Raw genomic sequence first — 14,512 nt, forward strand, 5'->3', positions numbered from 1 at the left:
GCCTTCTTACTGTCCGTCGTCAGGGTTTTTGGGACCAATGGCTGCCTAAACTAAGAGAGAGTTTGGCTCATCTTGTTGGTTTGATTATGCGGCGTGCTGGCGGTGATGCAAGCGTCGCGCTTCGAGTGTCTTTCGTTTGATCCTTTCCCTTTGTTTTAGAATGGCTTTGTCACGGCCGAAGTAGACGTCGGCAGGTGTGACGTTGTTGATGCTCTCGTGATAACGTTGGTGGTTGTAGTGATCGACGAAGGCTTCGATCTGAGCTTCGAGGTCACCCGGCAGGAAGTAGTTTTCCAATAAGATGCGGTTCTTTAAAGTCTGATGCCATCGTTCGATCTTGCCTTGGGTTTGCGGATGATACGGCGCACCGCGAGAGTGCTTCATGCCCTTGTCGTGCAACCATTCCGCCAGATCCCCTGAGACGTAACTGGATCCGTTGTCGCTGAGTAGACGTGGCTTGTGAACGACATGAACTTGGTCACAGCCAGACGCTTGCAAAGCGAGGTCCAGTGTATCTGTCACGTCTTCAGCCCGCATGTTGGTGCAGAGCTTCCAGGAGACGATGTAACGGCTGTAATCGTCGAGGACCGTGCTGAGATAGAACCAACCCCAGCCCAATACCTTGATGTAGGTGAAGTCTGTTTGCCAAAGCTGGTTGATCCCAGTTGTCTTGTCTTTGAACTCATTGGCAGCCTTGATGACGATGAACGCAGGGCTGGTGATCAGATCATGGGCCTTCAGCACGCGATACACCGTAGATTCTGAGACAAAGTAGCGTTCCTGATCCGTGAACGTCACTGCCAGTTCGCGCGGTGACAATTCTGTTTCCTGCAAGGCGAAGTCGACAACCTTCCGCTTCACCTCGTCAGGCACGCGGTTCCAAACGTGCTTTGGCTTGGGGGATTGATCCTGCAAGCCAGCCTCACCGCGCTGCAGATATCGATCATACCAGCGATAGAAAGTTGTGCGAGGGATACCCAGCTTAGCCAATGTCAGACGCGCTGAGAGATGGCTTTCTTCGACCAACCGGATGATCTCCAGTTTCTCTGATGCAAGATACCTCATTCGTGGTCGCCCCCATCGCTTATCATGCTTTTTTTGAGCAAGCGGAGTTCGAGCGTTTGTTCCGCCACGACCTCTTTCAGATCACGGGCTTCACGGCGAAGATCTTTGACCTCATCGGTGTTAGCAGAACGGGCTGTATCACCCGCAAGCCGCTTCTTGCCAGCTTCCATGAAGTCCTTAGACCATTTGTAATAGATGCCCTGCGATATGCCCTCACGGCGGCACAACTCAGCAATGCTGTCTTCGCCACGCAGGCCATCCAACACGATCCTGATCTTCTCTTCTGATGAATAATGCTTGCGCGTCGCGCGCTTGATATCTTTGACGATCTTCTCGCCAGAGCTCTTCGTTGTCTTTCTCATCGTCCACTCCTCGGTGGCTACGATGAGCAACAAACCCTCCCTTAGCAAATTGCCTTATTTGGACCCACAAGCGCTGACGTCAGACACGTTGTTGATGCTCTCGTGATAACGTTGGTGGTTGTAGTGATCGACGAAGGCTTCGATCTGAGCTTCGAGGTCACCCGGCAGGAAGTAGTTTTCCAATAAGATGCGGTTCTTTAAAGTCTGATGCCATCGTTCGATCTTGCCTTGGGTTTGCGGATGATACGGCGCACCGCGAGAGTGCTTCATGCCCTTGTCGTGCAACCATTCCGCCAGATCCCCTGAGACGTAACTGGATCCGTTGTCGCTGAGTAGACGTGGCTTGTGAACGACATGAACTTGGTCACAGCCAGACGCTTGCAAAGCGAGGTCCAGTGTATCTGTCACGTCTTCAGCCCGCATGTTGGTGCAGAGCTTCCAGGAGACGATGTAACGGCTGTAATCGTCGAGGACCGTGCTGAGATAGAACCAACCCCAGCCCAATACCTTGATGTAGGTGAAGTCTGTTTGCCAAAGCTGGTTGATCCCAGTTGTCTTGTCTTTGAACTCATTGGCAGCCTTGATGACGATGAACGCAGGGCTGGTGATCAGATCATGGGCCTTCAGCACGCGATACACCGTAGATTCTGAGACAAAGTAGCGTTCCTGATCCGTGAACGTCACTGCCAGTTCGCGCGGTGACAATTCTGTTTCCTGCAAGGCGAAGTCGACAACCTTCCGCTTCACCTCGTCAGGCACGCGGTTCCAAACGTGCTTTGGCTTGGGGGATTGATCCTGCAAGCCAGCCTCACCGCGCTGCAGATATCGATCATACCAGCGATAGAAAGTTGTGCGAGGGATACCCAGCTTAGCCAATGTCAGACGCGCTGAGAGATGGCTTTCTTCGACCAACCGGATGATCTCCAGTTTCTCTGATGCAAGATACCTCATTCGTGGTCGCCCCCATCGCTTATCATGCTTTTTTTGAGCAAGCGGAGTTCGAGCGTTTGTTCCGCCACGACCTCTTTCAGATCACGGGCTTCACGGCGAAGATCTTTGACCTCATCGGTGTTAGCAGAACGGGCTGTATCACCCGCAAGCCGCTTCTTGCCAGCTTCCATGAAGTCCTTAGACCATTTGTAATAGATGCCCTGCGATATGCCCTCACGGCGGCACAACTCAGCAATGCTGTCTTCGCCACGCAGGCCATCCAACACGATCCTGATCTTCTCTTCTGATGAATAATGCTTGCGCGTCGCGCGCTTGATATCTTTGACGATCTTCTCGCCAGAGCTCTTCGTTGTCTTTCTCATCGTCCACTCCTCGGTGGCTACGATGAGCAACAAACCCTCCCTTAGCAAATTGCCTTATTTGGACCCACAAGCGCTGACGTCAGACACTGGAGAGTAGCTTCCTTCTTGATTTTATTGAGTCGTTTCCAAAGGAATATTCTCTCTCAAATCATATTGCGCCCACTGAACTTGGAGCGTGGTTTCAGCGGCTTCGTCGGTTGCCCAACCCACTACGCCGACAGATGCATCTCTTTGGACTATACTCTGGCCTGAAACCTTCATTGATCACGCGACTTGAAAAAAATTGGCTCAACCTTTCGCTGGGTGAGATACATTGTCCCGCGGAGGCAACATCATTTCGACACGACTGCACTCACTATTTATCCAGCCAGCAAGTTGCCATCCTGTCAAAAGCATTAAGCTTAAACGAATTACTCGACCCAAAAAGCAATCTTGTTTTTCCGGCAAAATCGAAAAGACATTGTATTCCCGCGATCACCCGTGAGAGAGCGATGCCGGGCCTGACCGGTCATGTCCTCCGAAACACCTACCGGGAAGTGGCATCCAGCCTCGGCGCGCCCCCCGAGACCATTCGCATGTTGCTCAACTACCGAGATCAAACAAGCCCACGGGTGCGACTGACAGAATATTCGGGCCACCTCAAAGCGACCCAGCAGAAAATATCGGACCATCTGGATAAGCTAACATCCATGACCTGATAGGTGTGCGTCCAAATCACGCCCACCCCTTTATGCGGCTTCGACTTGGTTCAGTCGCGTCACAATACTGATGATTTCTTTCGCTTGGACCTTGGAGAAAACTCCTGCGATTCCGAGGTCATCGATGTCCGTAAAGGGACTTTCGTAGAACAATTTCGGCTCGACAACGCCAGTCTCAGTCAGGAAGTCGATCAACATCCCAAGAAACTCGTTTTGGTCCGCATTTAGGTCACTTCTGGCAGAAAAAGATGAGAATGCCTCCTTCGCGGCGGCTCGATCCAGCCCAGTAAGACGGCGCAGAAAGACGGCAAGGCCGCCCTCTTTCCCCATGGAAGCGAGACCATCTTCGTCGGTGACATTGAGCTTCAGCATCATTGAGCTGAGCTCGTCCAGATCTTTCTGTGTGACGGGAGTTGCTCGCTTGATCTTTTGGAGGGCGATGTGGTCAGCATGCTCATCAATGAACCGGCGAACTTTCATTTTGAAGCGAGCCTTGTCAAAGCCGGTGCCGACATCCGGCAAATCGACCTGATCACCCTTCCCGATTTCATCCTCAAAATCCGTGATCACGACTTTCCGCTCTGTCGGTTGAATGAGGTCAGCCAATCCTCGGAGCTTCTTGCGAACGTTCTCCAAAGATTCGACAGAAATATCTGTCCAGAAGTCGTCTGTCTGGACATCCAGGATTAGTTCCATCGCCTTAGCAACGGCCGGCACGTTCGACAGGGATTCAAGTGCAGAGGCGAATTTCACGATCCGGGTTTGCAGCGCCGAAAAGCCGCTTTCTTGGCGAAGTAGCAAAAGTTGTGCATTCAAAATCAACAGATCGAACTGTTTGGCTGGGAGAGCATCGTCCTGAAAAGATGACGGAAGGCCGGCCACCTCTTCGGTAAGAGAAATGCGGGCATCCAGGTCGAGGGCCTTCCAGTTCGCTTCATCCTGAAAACGTTCCACGGCACGACGTTTGGCACGGACCATGAAGTTCTCAAGGTTCATGCCTCGAACCTCATCCATCAAACGAGATTTGACCTCGCTCAAAATTTCGGAATGATCGTCGTCGGCATCCTGGATTTCGCCGACAAGATCGACCCTTGTTGAAAACAACCGTTCGCCGATGGGGCGCGCCAAGGGACTATCGAACGTTGCCGGGCTCTCCTTGAAAAACTCAAGGTTCTGGCAAAAATCGAAGACCAGAAATTCTTCCTTGTCCTCAGCTGGACCAAACAGCTCAGGACAAAGTCGTGTGCCGCGACCAATCATCTGCCAGAATTTGGTTTTGGACCGGACGATCTTGAAAAACACGAGGTTCACCACCTCGGGCACATCGATCCCCGTATCCATCATGTCCACGGAAACCGCGATGTGTGGGCTTTTTTCCCTTTCGGAAAAATCGTCTATTAGCGACTGCGCATACGGAACGCTGTAGTCGATCAGTTGAGCGAACTTTCCTTCAAAATGGGGATAGGCTTCATTGAAGCGCTCGACAATGAAACGAGCGTGCAGGCTGTTCTTGGCGAAAATGATTGTCTTTCCGAGGCGATCGCCTCCCGCCACCTTTATTCCGTTCGTCATCAGGTGCTCGAGCACCTTGTCGACAGTGTCCTTGTTGAAAAGCCATTTGTTCAGGTCCGCCGCTTCCACTCGGTCAGGAACATTGCCTTCCTCGTCCCATTCAAGCGCGTCCCATTCTTCTTTCTCATCCTCTGATAGCTCGTCGTAACTGATGCCGTCGCGCTGGAATTTTGTCGGCACGGAGATCGATTTCGGGGGCACGAGGTAGCCGTCTGCTACTGCATCATCAAGGTCGTAGGCATCAGTTGGGACACCACGCTCCAACTGAAAAAGCGAGTAGGTGTCTCTGTCGATTTCGTCTCGTGGCGTGGCGGTCAAACCGACCAGCATACTGTCGAAATACTCAAAAATGGCTCGGTATTTCTTGTAAACAGAACGATGCGCTTCATCGATGACGATCAGATCGAAATGGCCCGGACCGAACTTCTTTTGCCCATTCTTTACCTCGTCGATCAGCCCCATCATGGTAGGGTAGGTTGAAAGAAGAACCTTCGCACCTGCGTGGTCGTTTTTCTGGGGGTCATTGCGTTCCAATAGGTTCGCACTCGGCGTCGCTCCCAAGTGCGTTTTGAACGCGCCGTGAGCCTGCTTAACCAGAGCCACTCGATCAGCCAGGAACAGAACCCTCTTCACCCAATTGGCTCGCTGCAGCTGGTCGATGAGGGCAATCACCGTTCTCGTTTTTCCGCTACCTGTGGCCATGACCAAAAGGGCTTTACGCAGCCGGTCTTTCTCAAAGGCCTCCCCCACACGCCGAATGGCCCGCTGCTGGTAAAAGCGCCCCGCGATTGCTTCGTCGATCGCCACGCCGTCGAGTTTTTTCCGGGTATCCCGCCGTTGGTGCAAGAGCGCCAACTCATCTTTCTTCATGAAGCCTGAGACAGAGCGAGGCGGATACATCCGATCATCCCAGAACCAGTGCTCGTATCCATTGGTGGTGAAAATGACGGGGCGACGGCCATACATTTTTTCCAGGCAGTCGGCGTAGAGTTTAGCCTGATGTTGCCCATTCCGGGAGTCCACCTTCGTGCGCTTCGCCTCGACAACGGCCAAGGGCTTTCCGTCATCTCCCCAAAGGACGTAGTCAACAAACCCCTCGCCAGACTGATTGGGCATTCCCTTTACTGGCAGTTCACGATCGCGCTGTTGGTCGAGTGGCCAGCCGGCCTCCGCCAACAGCAGATCAATGAAGGCATCGCGCGTGGCGGCTTCATCGTAGTCATGCGGGTCGGGGACCGCTTGGTTTGCCTTACGTGCAGCGGCCACTTCGGCCCGCAGCAGGGCCAGTTCAGCCTCCAGGGCAGCCCGCCCCTCTTCAGACGCCTTTCGCGCCTCTTCGGCAGCCTCCAAGGCCTTCTGGGAGGCACTATGCTTCTCACCCAGCTCCTTGATTTGCTGAACGGTGCTGGCCGTGATCGTCAGCGTTTTTTCCAGCTTTCCGATATCGAAGCTGTGAGACGGATCGGGTTTGTCTTTCGTCGCATAGGTCCGAGCGATCCAGTAGCAGACGTGGAAAAGCTCCCTGACCGTCGAGGCCGCATCCTGTGCACTGATCTGCTTGCCGCTGTCATGAGCCGCGCGGTTGCCTTGATCCTTGATGTATTTCGCCTTGGTGACGATGGCCGGGCCCGTCAGCGCCAACAGGGATGGTTCCGCGATCAAAGCTGCGAGCTCTCGACCGTAGGGTAGCTTCAGTGCGGCCTCCCGACGATAGAGCCAGTTCAATGCCGTCTCAAGCGTCAGTCGGGAATAGAAGCAAGCTCCGCGTGGGTCAGAAAGCGCAGCGGCCTCCGCCTTCTGAGCATGTTCCAAAAGGTGCGGAAACTCTGACGACAAGAACGCGAACTGGGTCATGACAATCTCCGCCGAAAAATAACTTGCTTCAAGGTGCGGGAACTATCGAGTTGTTTCAACCTGTTTGGCTGGCTCAGGAATATGTATCTCGTAATCAAATCCGGCATTTTCCTTGCTACCCAAAAGCGTCAGGCATCGCCAAAACAGGTTTGACACATTCCAACTCACACATTTTCTGCTCAAGCATTTCTCTGAACGGATCGGTCTTGACTATCACTGCCAAGATCAAATCTGGATGTATGGGTTCAAGAACTTGAACTTCGGCGGCGCCGTCTGTCGGCTCACATGGATCGCGCTCCATATGGCGGCGGTAAGAAGACTGATCGCCGTGGCTGACCTCGCGGTCCGCAAACATCTCGCGGAATGCCCATGGCCCGCCTCGAAATCCACTGTGATCCAAAATCTCAGAACTTCCTGCGTTAGCCCACGCAAACCGGCACTCGTGAGTCCATAGAATGCAAGCGTCCAAAGCGAAGATTACCCACTCGCCGGAATAATGTCGGCGTTTTTCTGCAAACGTCTTCGGGTTAACAGAGTGAATAGAAACAGAAATCGCATCATCCATGTCATCCAGTCGCCACGCCTTGGTTTGTTGATACTGAACTCCATGTGCATCGAGTAAATCGCGACTTCCAAGGCCGTGTTGAAGTATACTCAAGACGTTTACGTCTGGGGTGAAATGAAAAAGCTGCGATATCCCGCGCCTGTGGGCTTCCTCACGAATTTCAGATTGCCGCGACAATTTTAGTTGTCTCCCATCTCAGATTGCCTTCGCTGGAGTCGTCGTTGTGAGCGCCAAGCTGGTCGTGGAAGGCAACAGAAGCGGCGTCATAGGCGTCGCGGGCCTGAATGTCGCCATCGAGGTAGATGTTTCCGTCGTCATCGAAGGCAGCGTAAGCGGGGGTTTCGGGAGCGGTCGGCGTAGGGATTGCCTCGCGGAAGAGGTCGCCCCAAAGATCTTCGTCCAGAAATTCCTCATCTGACATCTCATCCAGGAGCGGCTCGAATATGCCCTTGATGATTTCACCCTTCACACCTGCGAACGCGCCCCGCATTAGAGTTCTCCTCGGAAGGCACGGTGCTGGAGGGAGGTGAAAAGATCGTCGGTCCTTGTGATCCCCTCAACTACTTGGTTTTTGCTGCTGTCCAATAGAGAAATTCGGCTCAAAAAATCCTGCTGCAACTCAACGGGAGGGACGACGACTTCTGTTTCCCTGATTTGTTTAATATTCAGCGTGGGTTGCGCAACCAAGCGGACTTCTTTCTGGAAATACCTTTGAACAATATCCGATTTTATGTATTCGGCCACAAAGCGAGGGTCACATTTTTGTGGGTCAACTGGGACCCGTGCGACCGCCCGAGCAATATTTGCACCGTTAAATTCTGGAGGTGCAATCATTGTGCTTCCAATTGATCCAACGCAACCGATCAGGATTTCGCCACCCTTCAAACGCGATCGGGAATAACTCGCATCGATCAATCTCGATATCCGCTTCACGCTCTCGAAATCCACCGTGGGCGCAGCAAGATCGGCAACCCGGATAATTGGCACGCCTTCGGCGTCGTGGTCTCCTGGTTGAACCACGCCATAGTTTATTCGGTCATTCTCGAAAATCAGTTCGTCCAGCGTGAGGCGTTTCCAGTCACGCGTAATTTGCGAGTTTCCGACAAACATCTCATGAAAGATCGCCTGGCCGAGGGTGTTCAGTTTGTCGAGGGCGCGGGTGCGGAGGCGGCGCAGCGCGTCCGCCTGATCCAATATCCCCGCAATCCGCTTCTGCTCATCCAGCGGCGGGTGGGGGGTTGTCAGTTCTGAGAACTTAGACTTTGAAATAATCTTAACTGTCGTCGCGGGCGCCATCATCTCCATCTCAGGGCGAAGGCGTTTCGCTGCGTAGTATCCGAACCGAGGCCAAATTTTTGCCTCGTCAAACACGACTGCGTTAATTTGCTGGTTAGTTGCCAAAGGCTTTCCAGCCATGCCGACTTTACCAAGCGTTCCTATGCATCCGACAAGGACCGCATTTTTCGGAACAAGCTTGATGCTGGCGGCTCCGATCTCACTAAGTGTTCGTGGCGTTGAAAGAATTGTTGCTTCAGCGTCCAACTCCGCAGGAGTGACAAATGGAATATCACCACCGAAATTTGCTTCGTCTTTCGTGGAAGGAGTTTTTCCAGTGACAATCATCGAAACCTCGCCGAGCGGGACTTGGGGCCAACTCATCCCAACATACCCTCCAACCGGTCCAGCCCCTCGGCAATCTCTCCCTCAATCGCGCGCAGTTCAGCGATGATCTCGGCGGGGGATTGATGGTCGACCTCTTCGTGTTCGATCTCTTTGTAACGATTGAGCGAGAGGTCCCAGCTGCCGGTCGCGATGATCTCGGATGCGGGCACCATAAAGCTTTGCGCGGTGCGGGGGCGGTCGCCCTCGGCCGCCTGATCACCCCAACGGGCCAGAATGTCGGGCAGGTTGTTCTTGACGTGTTCGTCCTCGGTCAGATCCGCCGAAACGCCCAGCTTACCCTCGTCCAGCAGGGGAGTGCGTTTGTCATCAAGGCTGAACCCGTCGGCGGTCATGTCATAGAACCAGACATTGTCGGTGCCGCCGCTGTTTGTCTTCGTAAAGATCACAATCGCGCAGGACACACCCGCGTAGGGGCGGAAGACGCCCGAAGGCAGCTTAATGATCGCCTCAAGCTGGTGATCCTCGACCAGCATCTTACGCAGGTCTTTGTGCGCCTTGGAGGAGCCGAACAGCACGCCATCGGGAACGACCACCGCCGCGCGCCCGCCATTGCGCAGAAGGCGCAGGAACAAAGCAACGAACAGCAGCTCGGTCTTCTTGGTTTTGACGATCTTCAGCAGATCCTTGGCCGTGGTGTCATAGTCGAGCGATCCGGCGAAGGGCGGGTTGGCAAGGATCAGCGAGTAGCGCCCCGCATCGTCGTTGTGCTCTTCTGCCAGGCTGTCACGGTAAGAGATGTCGGGATTGTCGACCCCGTGCAGCGTCATGTTCATCGCGCCGATGCGCAGCATGGTGCTGTCGAAATCAAAGCCGTGGAACATGCCCTTGTGGAAATGGTCGCGCTGTTCTTTGTTGCGCAGTATTTCGGGATGCGTGTCGCGCAGGTATTCGCCCGCGGCGACAAGGAAACCGCAGGTGCCCGCCGCTGGGTCACAGATGGTGTCTGTGGGCTTGGGGGCCATCAAGTGGACCATCAACTGTATGATGTGGCGTGGCGTGCGGAACTGGCCGTTCTGGCCCGCGCTGGCGATCTTGCCCAGCATGTATTCATAGACGTCGCCCTTCGTGTCGCGGTCATCCATGGGGATGTCGTCGAGCATCTGGACGACCTTGGCGAGCAGGTTGGGGTTCGAGAACCCAAGCCGCGCATCCTTCATATGGGTGCCGTAGGACGAGCCTTCCTCACCCAGTTGGCGCAGGAAGGGAAAGACGTGCTCGTCGACGATGCGCATCATCTCGCGCGCTTCGAAGTTCTTGAAAAGCGACCAGCGAAGGTTGGCGTAGGGTTCGCCTTTGGGATCATCACCCCCGGGAAAAATGCGACGTTCAAGCGTGCCACCGAGCATCTCGACCTTGGCTTCTTCGGCGGTCTGGAGGTCATCCAGACGCTTGATGAACATCAGGAAAGTGAGCTGTTCAATCACCGAAAGCGGGTTGGACACGCCCCCCGACCAGAAGGCGTTCCAGATTTGATCGATTTGGGAGCGGATGGGGCCCGTCAGCATAGGTTCTCGATTCTTAGATTATTCGTTCGAGTCCAGGCTATTGGGTGCACCTTGGTTGGGCAATAAGTTCTGAACGAATTCCGCAACCTGTGCTTGTGCATGCGGACCAAGAATTTGACTTCCAGCTGCCTTGCGTCACGATGAATACGTCAGGAGGCGAACATGGCCGAATCTGTGAATATCCCCGATGAACTGTTTTACGCTGCTTGCTGCGAGGCAAACTCGAACAATCGATCGGTAGCTGACCAAATCGCACGCTGGCTGTTGATCGGTCGGGCGGCTGAAGCGTCCGACAGCTTTGACTATGACCGTGTCGTAGATGCACTCGAAGGCAGGTGTGACACGACGCAGCTAACTGATCTCGAGGCGGCTGTATGGCTGGATGCCTTTTGCGAAAAGATGGGGCACGCGTCGGATGCAGACGAAGCTTTCTTGGCGGGGCGCAGGCGGCCGGGAAAAGGCGTCGGTACGGAAGTTCCCAATGCCCAGCCGCCTGCCCACGATGACAACGCATGACCAGTTACTCACGGCCAGCGATATAGCGTTTCCTCTCCTTAGGAGGCCAGCGCACGATCCAGAGTTGATATAAGATCCACTAAACGTGCCGCACTCCATCCCAGGTGCACGTGCAATGGTGCAGGCCCCGGAAAACCCCATGCAGTCTCAAGTCTGCAACGACTTGGAATGGCGCAAAGAATGTCACACAGAAAGTTTAGGCTGGCCCTTGCCTCATCGAGCAAGTCGCGCAGAGCAGCTTCATCGCTGCTTGGTTCTAAGTGAAGTTGGTCTAAACCTTCGAGCGCTGCAGCGGCATGGCGGCGACCGCATTGGGCGAATATGCGACCAAGCGTGTCGCGCTCGTCATCCAGCCAAGCCCCCAAACGCTCCAGAGCGGCCTCCAGCAAGAGTTGGCTATCGGCGGGCGAAGAGACATGGGTAAGAATTATTGAGTTCATTTGGAACCTCCAGGCGATGGTCCGGGGGCTTTCGTGCCCAATGGCCGCGTCCGGGAAAGGACGACAGGGATGTCGCCGCGGCCGTCAGAAATCCGGGTAATGAACCTGCTCAGAGGAATAGCTCTCCATGTTGCTCTCGAATGAGATATTGGCCAGACTGGGAAAAGACGAAGAAGAATTGTCAGGTCATTCTCTGCGCAAAGACCCGATGTGAACGCCAAGAGCGTCCCCATCTATGCAGATCAGCATGACGCTCCGGCCCACTGCCGACATTTAGAAGGATTGGAAAATGCTGCGGTTCCGCCCCGCATTGCGGACATTCGATCAGAAACGTGCTCTTCAAATGCTCACAGATGATCGAATAACTTCGATCAAACGTCGAAACTCCATGTCATCAGAAGCGCCTTTCCAGAAGTTTGCGAAACGACACACAACCTGAAGGTTGCCGGGCTCATAATGCCTGCTGCTGTCGATACGATCTAAAGAGGCGAACATCGCAGGATCACCGTTGACCTCATCCAGCTCCAGAGGAAGCCCCGTCAGTTCGCAGCAATACTCCTGCGCCCCCATGATTTCTATGATGTGATCCTGAAGAGCTGCTGCTGACGGGAACCCGAGGTCCTTCTTTTTCACTACTCGCTCTACCGTCTGACCATTAGCAGAATTAGTGGTCGCAACGACGGTACGGGCCATACGTTCAGCAGCATCTGCCGCTTCGAATAGTTCCGCAGCTCGTTGGTACGCTATCTTGTCTGCCTGGGAGCCATATTTGACTGGAGCATACCCTTTCTTGGCATGTTCGCTTCGTTTCGCCCAAAGAGGAGTGTCGTGCCACTGGCTAAGGTCATCTCCGGCGATCAGTGCCAATGTGTAATCTCGATAGAGAGGACTGAGAGACTGAAGAGTGGCCTCAGTCGACAAGAAGTCTTTCGCCTTGGGATGTAGTTCGTTCCACCTCAGCGGAACACCTTTCTTTGACTTGTTCGACCAAGGCTCACAGGGCTTGTGACACACTACGACCTCACGCCCTCGCTCGATAGGTTCCTTCTTCGTTTCAAAAAAAGGAGTATCACCGTGTGAGGTCGTCCACCAAAGTAGATCCCCGTCCTTGTGAACCCAAACATCACCAGCCGTCTCAGCGACGGTAGTCATCAAGTTGAACCAGCGAGAAGCCGTCGCTTTGGTCGGTTTCTTTCCCGCCGCAGTGGTATCGTTTGCCATCCTGTTGGATACGTAACCTTCACGGTCATTCGCGGCCCAATACTTCTGGGCATCGACGGCATTCATTGTCGCGACTGTTCCACGCTCCCGACAGATCGGCCACTCGTAGTTCTGCCGACCAAAGTTCGCGATGTAGACCTTCATTGTGATCCATCTTGCTCCATAGAGATACCGCATAAGTCTTACTGGCATAGACAGGCATTGCGAGAAGATTTCCGAAAGCTTACGAAGCATCGTTTTCGATGACGAGCCACTCGCAAGCTCGGCCCTTAGCCGCCGCTTGACCCTCGCGGATGCTGCGTGGCGACACTCTCCAAAGCGGTCTTTCGATGGATGGCGCAGCAATTCAGTAGCAAGGGGGGCGGGAATTCCGGACAGAACTGCTGCGCGGCTGATTGCGCCAGGTATCCCGGCGTAGAACTGGCCAACGTGATGCATTGGTTTCTCTCTTCAGAGAATGATTTTTGCTCTTCAAACGCGCTGGAGATTCCTCTATCCGAGCTTGTCTGCGAAGGTCTTAATGTCGAATCTGTTGGGCTTTGCTGGGGCGGCGAGGTTTTGTGAAAAAGTGGATAGGGCCTTCGTCAATTGCGAGGACCAAGATGCCAACGAGCCTGAGAGGAAAAAGACAAATAAGGTTCTTTTCAGCGCCCACCGGTTGATCCTCACCCGCGCACGTGCCGATTTGGCCGTATTTTTTCCAGAAGGCAGCGATAAAGATGAAATGCATCAGCGCTATGATTTCGGCGATACCTTCGGGGCTATTCAGAAGTCTGGGGCATCAGCTCTCAACTAATGCAATGATCAACGAGCGCGCATTTCAGAAGCTTCGTGAATACGCTGATGCTTCGAACGACGACTTTGTAAAAGCCCTGTGTGTCGGCATCGAGAGATTGCTGCCGGATCGTCAAAATCCTGTGCGGCTCAACCTCATCGCGTCATGCATTCGGGAACTGCTGACATATCAACTCGACACTCTCGCGCCCCACGCCGTAGTCCAGCAGTGTCCTTGGTACGTGCAGGACCCGACCGCGAACGCTGCCACGAGACGTCAGCGTCTCCGCTACGCAATTTCCGGCGGTCTTCCAGATGCAGTGCTGACAACTCTCGGCGTAGATGAGCCTGGCTCGATCGCTGACCTTATCACTCTCTATAACGAGGCCAGCAAATACACCCACGTCCGGCCAGATCGTATCAATCACCCAGACGATGAGGTCGGCGACTTTGTTGTTGATGGCGTAACCGCGCTGGATGGTCTCAGAGAAGAAATTGATCTTCTTTGCGACGACGTCAAAGAGCATCTTCGGCAGGCAATCTCTGAACATACTCTTCAAGAATTTTTGGGAGTCGTGCTCGATGAACTCGACATACTGTCAACGCACACCCGCGTCGAATACCCTTTTGTGGATGAAATCACGGTCGAAAAGATCGACCAGTCGCATGTGTATGTGGGCGTCACGGGTGACGTGAATGTCGAATTCGTTTACGGGTCAGGGTCCGATTTCCGCCGGGGTGAAGGCGCAACGCTGGATGATTCATTTCCCTTCGAGGTGAGCTTGCGGTCTCCTGTCACTGATCTTGACAAATTCAAGACCACTCAGCCGATTAAGGTCGATACGTCTTCTTGGTACGAGTAAGGAGTTCAGGCATCATTCGTACAGACAACCAATCCGATACGTGTGCCGTGTCGTGTCGGCGAGTTAAGCATCCGAAGCCAA

The 14,512-nt window shown here is 53.9% G+C and carries 12 protein-coding genes and 1 pseudogene; 4 read left to right on the top strand and 9 right to left on the bottom strand.

Going from position 1 to position 14,512, the window contains the following annotated elements; genetic code table 11:
- Positions 1-84: 84 nt before the first annotated feature.
- Positions 85-1,427 (bottom strand): IS3 family transposase gene (locus COL8621_RS03150; RefSeq protein ID WP_370804551.1). Its coding sequence is split into 2 segments (ribosomal slippage): positions 85-1,098 and positions 1,101-1,427, totalling 1,341 coding nucleotides; the frame shifts between segments, so codons are not numbered across the junction.
- Between the two features lie 81 nt (positions 1,428-1,508).
- Positions 1,509-2,740, bottom strand: a pseudogene (locus tag COL8621_RS03155) (IS3 family transposase); the annotation flags it as partial.
- Positions 2,741-3,000: 260 nt separating this feature from the next.
- Between COL8621_RS03155 and COL8621_RS18965 the strand changes: the two are divergent.
- On the top strand, positions 3,001-3,438 hold the full coding sequence (locus COL8621_RS18965; protein ID WP_141137818.1) for a site-specific integrase: 438 nt from the start codon (positions 3,001-3,003) through the stop codon (positions 3,436-3,438).
- A 30-nt stretch (positions 3,439-3,468) separates the two neighbouring features.
- On the opposite strand, the gene COL8621_RS03165 is transcribed toward COL8621_RS18965, so the two are convergent.
- The 5 genes from COL8621_RS03165 to COL8621_RS03185 all read right to left on the bottom strand — a co-directional run bounded on the left by COL8621_RS03165 (position 3,469) and on the right by COL8621_RS03185 (position 10,617).
- A complete protein-coding gene (locus COL8621_RS03165; protein ID WP_093965866.1) occupies positions 3,469-6,864 on the bottom strand; it encodes a DEAD/DEAH box helicase family protein in 3,396 nt (1,131 codons plus the stop codon).
- A gap of 115 nt (positions 6,865-6,979) precedes the next feature.
- Positions 6,980-7,606 carry a DarT ssDNA thymidine ADP-ribosyltransferase family protein gene (locus COL8621_RS03170; RefSeq protein ID WP_093965867.1) on the bottom strand — a complete coding sequence of 209 codons (627 nt, stop codon included), beginning with the start codon at positions 7,604-7,606 and terminating at the stop codon, positions 6,980-6,982.
- On the bottom strand, positions 7,590-7,919 hold the full coding sequence (locus tag COL8621_RS03175) for a hypothetical protein (RefSeq protein ID WP_093965868.1): 330 nt from the start codon (positions 7,917-7,919) through the stop codon (positions 7,590-7,592). Before COL8621_RS03175 ends, COL8621_RS03170 begins: the two co-directional genes overlap by 17 nt.
- The gene (locus COL8621_RS03180; protein ID WP_093965869.1) at positions 7,919-9,088 is read right to left on the bottom strand and encodes a restriction endonuclease subunit S; all 1,170 of its coding nucleotides are present in this window, start codon (positions 9,086-9,088) and stop codon (positions 7,919-7,921) included. Before COL8621_RS03180 ends, COL8621_RS03175 begins: the two co-directional genes overlap by 1 nt.
- Positions 9,085-10,617 carry a type I restriction-modification system subunit M gene (locus tag COL8621_RS03185; RefSeq protein WP_093965870.1) on the bottom strand — a complete coding sequence of 511 codons (1,533 nt, stop codon included), beginning with the start codon at positions 10,615-10,617 and terminating at the stop codon, positions 9,085-9,087. Before COL8621_RS03185 ends, COL8621_RS03180 begins: the two co-directional genes overlap by 4 nt.
- A 162-nt stretch (positions 10,618-10,779) precedes the next feature.
- On the opposite strand from COL8621_RS03185, the gene COL8621_RS03190 reads away from it, so the two are divergent.
- Complete coding sequence (locus tag COL8621_RS03190) at positions 10,780-11,133, top strand: TA system antitoxin ParD family protein (protein WP_093965871.1); 354 nt, start codon at positions 10,780-10,782, stop codon at positions 11,131-11,133.
- Positions 11,134-11,171: 38 nt separating this feature from the next.
- On the opposite strand, the gene COL8621_RS18970 is transcribed toward COL8621_RS03190, so the two are convergent.
- Positions 11,172-11,573, bottom strand: coding sequence for a hypothetical protein (locus tag COL8621_RS18970; protein WP_141137819.1), 402 nt, complete (start codon positions 11,571-11,573; stop codon positions 11,172-11,174).
- 339 nt (positions 11,574-11,912) lie between these two features.
- Positions 11,913-12,938, bottom strand: a complete 1,026-nt coding sequence (locus COL8621_RS03195) for a hypothetical protein (protein WP_093966891.1) — start codon at positions 12,936-12,938, stop codon at positions 11,913-11,915.
- A gap of 376 nt (positions 12,939-13,314) precedes the next feature.
- Between COL8621_RS03195 and COL8621_RS03200 the strand changes: the two genes are divergently transcribed.
- Positions 13,315-13,590 carry a hypothetical protein gene (locus COL8621_RS03200; protein ID WP_141137820.1) on the top strand — a complete coding sequence of 92 codons (276 nt, stop codon included), beginning with the start codon at positions 13,315-13,317 and terminating at the stop codon, positions 13,588-13,590.
- Between the two features lie 4 nt (positions 13,591-13,594).
- On the top strand, positions 13,595-14,431 hold the full coding sequence (locus tag COL8621_RS03205) for a pPIWI-associating nuclease domain-containing protein (RefSeq protein ID WP_093965873.1): 837 nt from the start codon (positions 13,595-13,597) through the stop codon (positions 14,429-14,431).
- The last annotated feature ends 81 nt before the right edge of the window (positions 14,432-14,512 follow it).

Origin of the sequence: Actibacterium lipolyticum, from assembly GCF_900184935.1 — a bacterium.
Classification (GTDB): Bacteria; Pseudomonadota; Alphaproteobacteria; order Rhodobacterales; family Rhodobacteraceae; genus Actibacterium_A; species Actibacterium_A lipolyticum.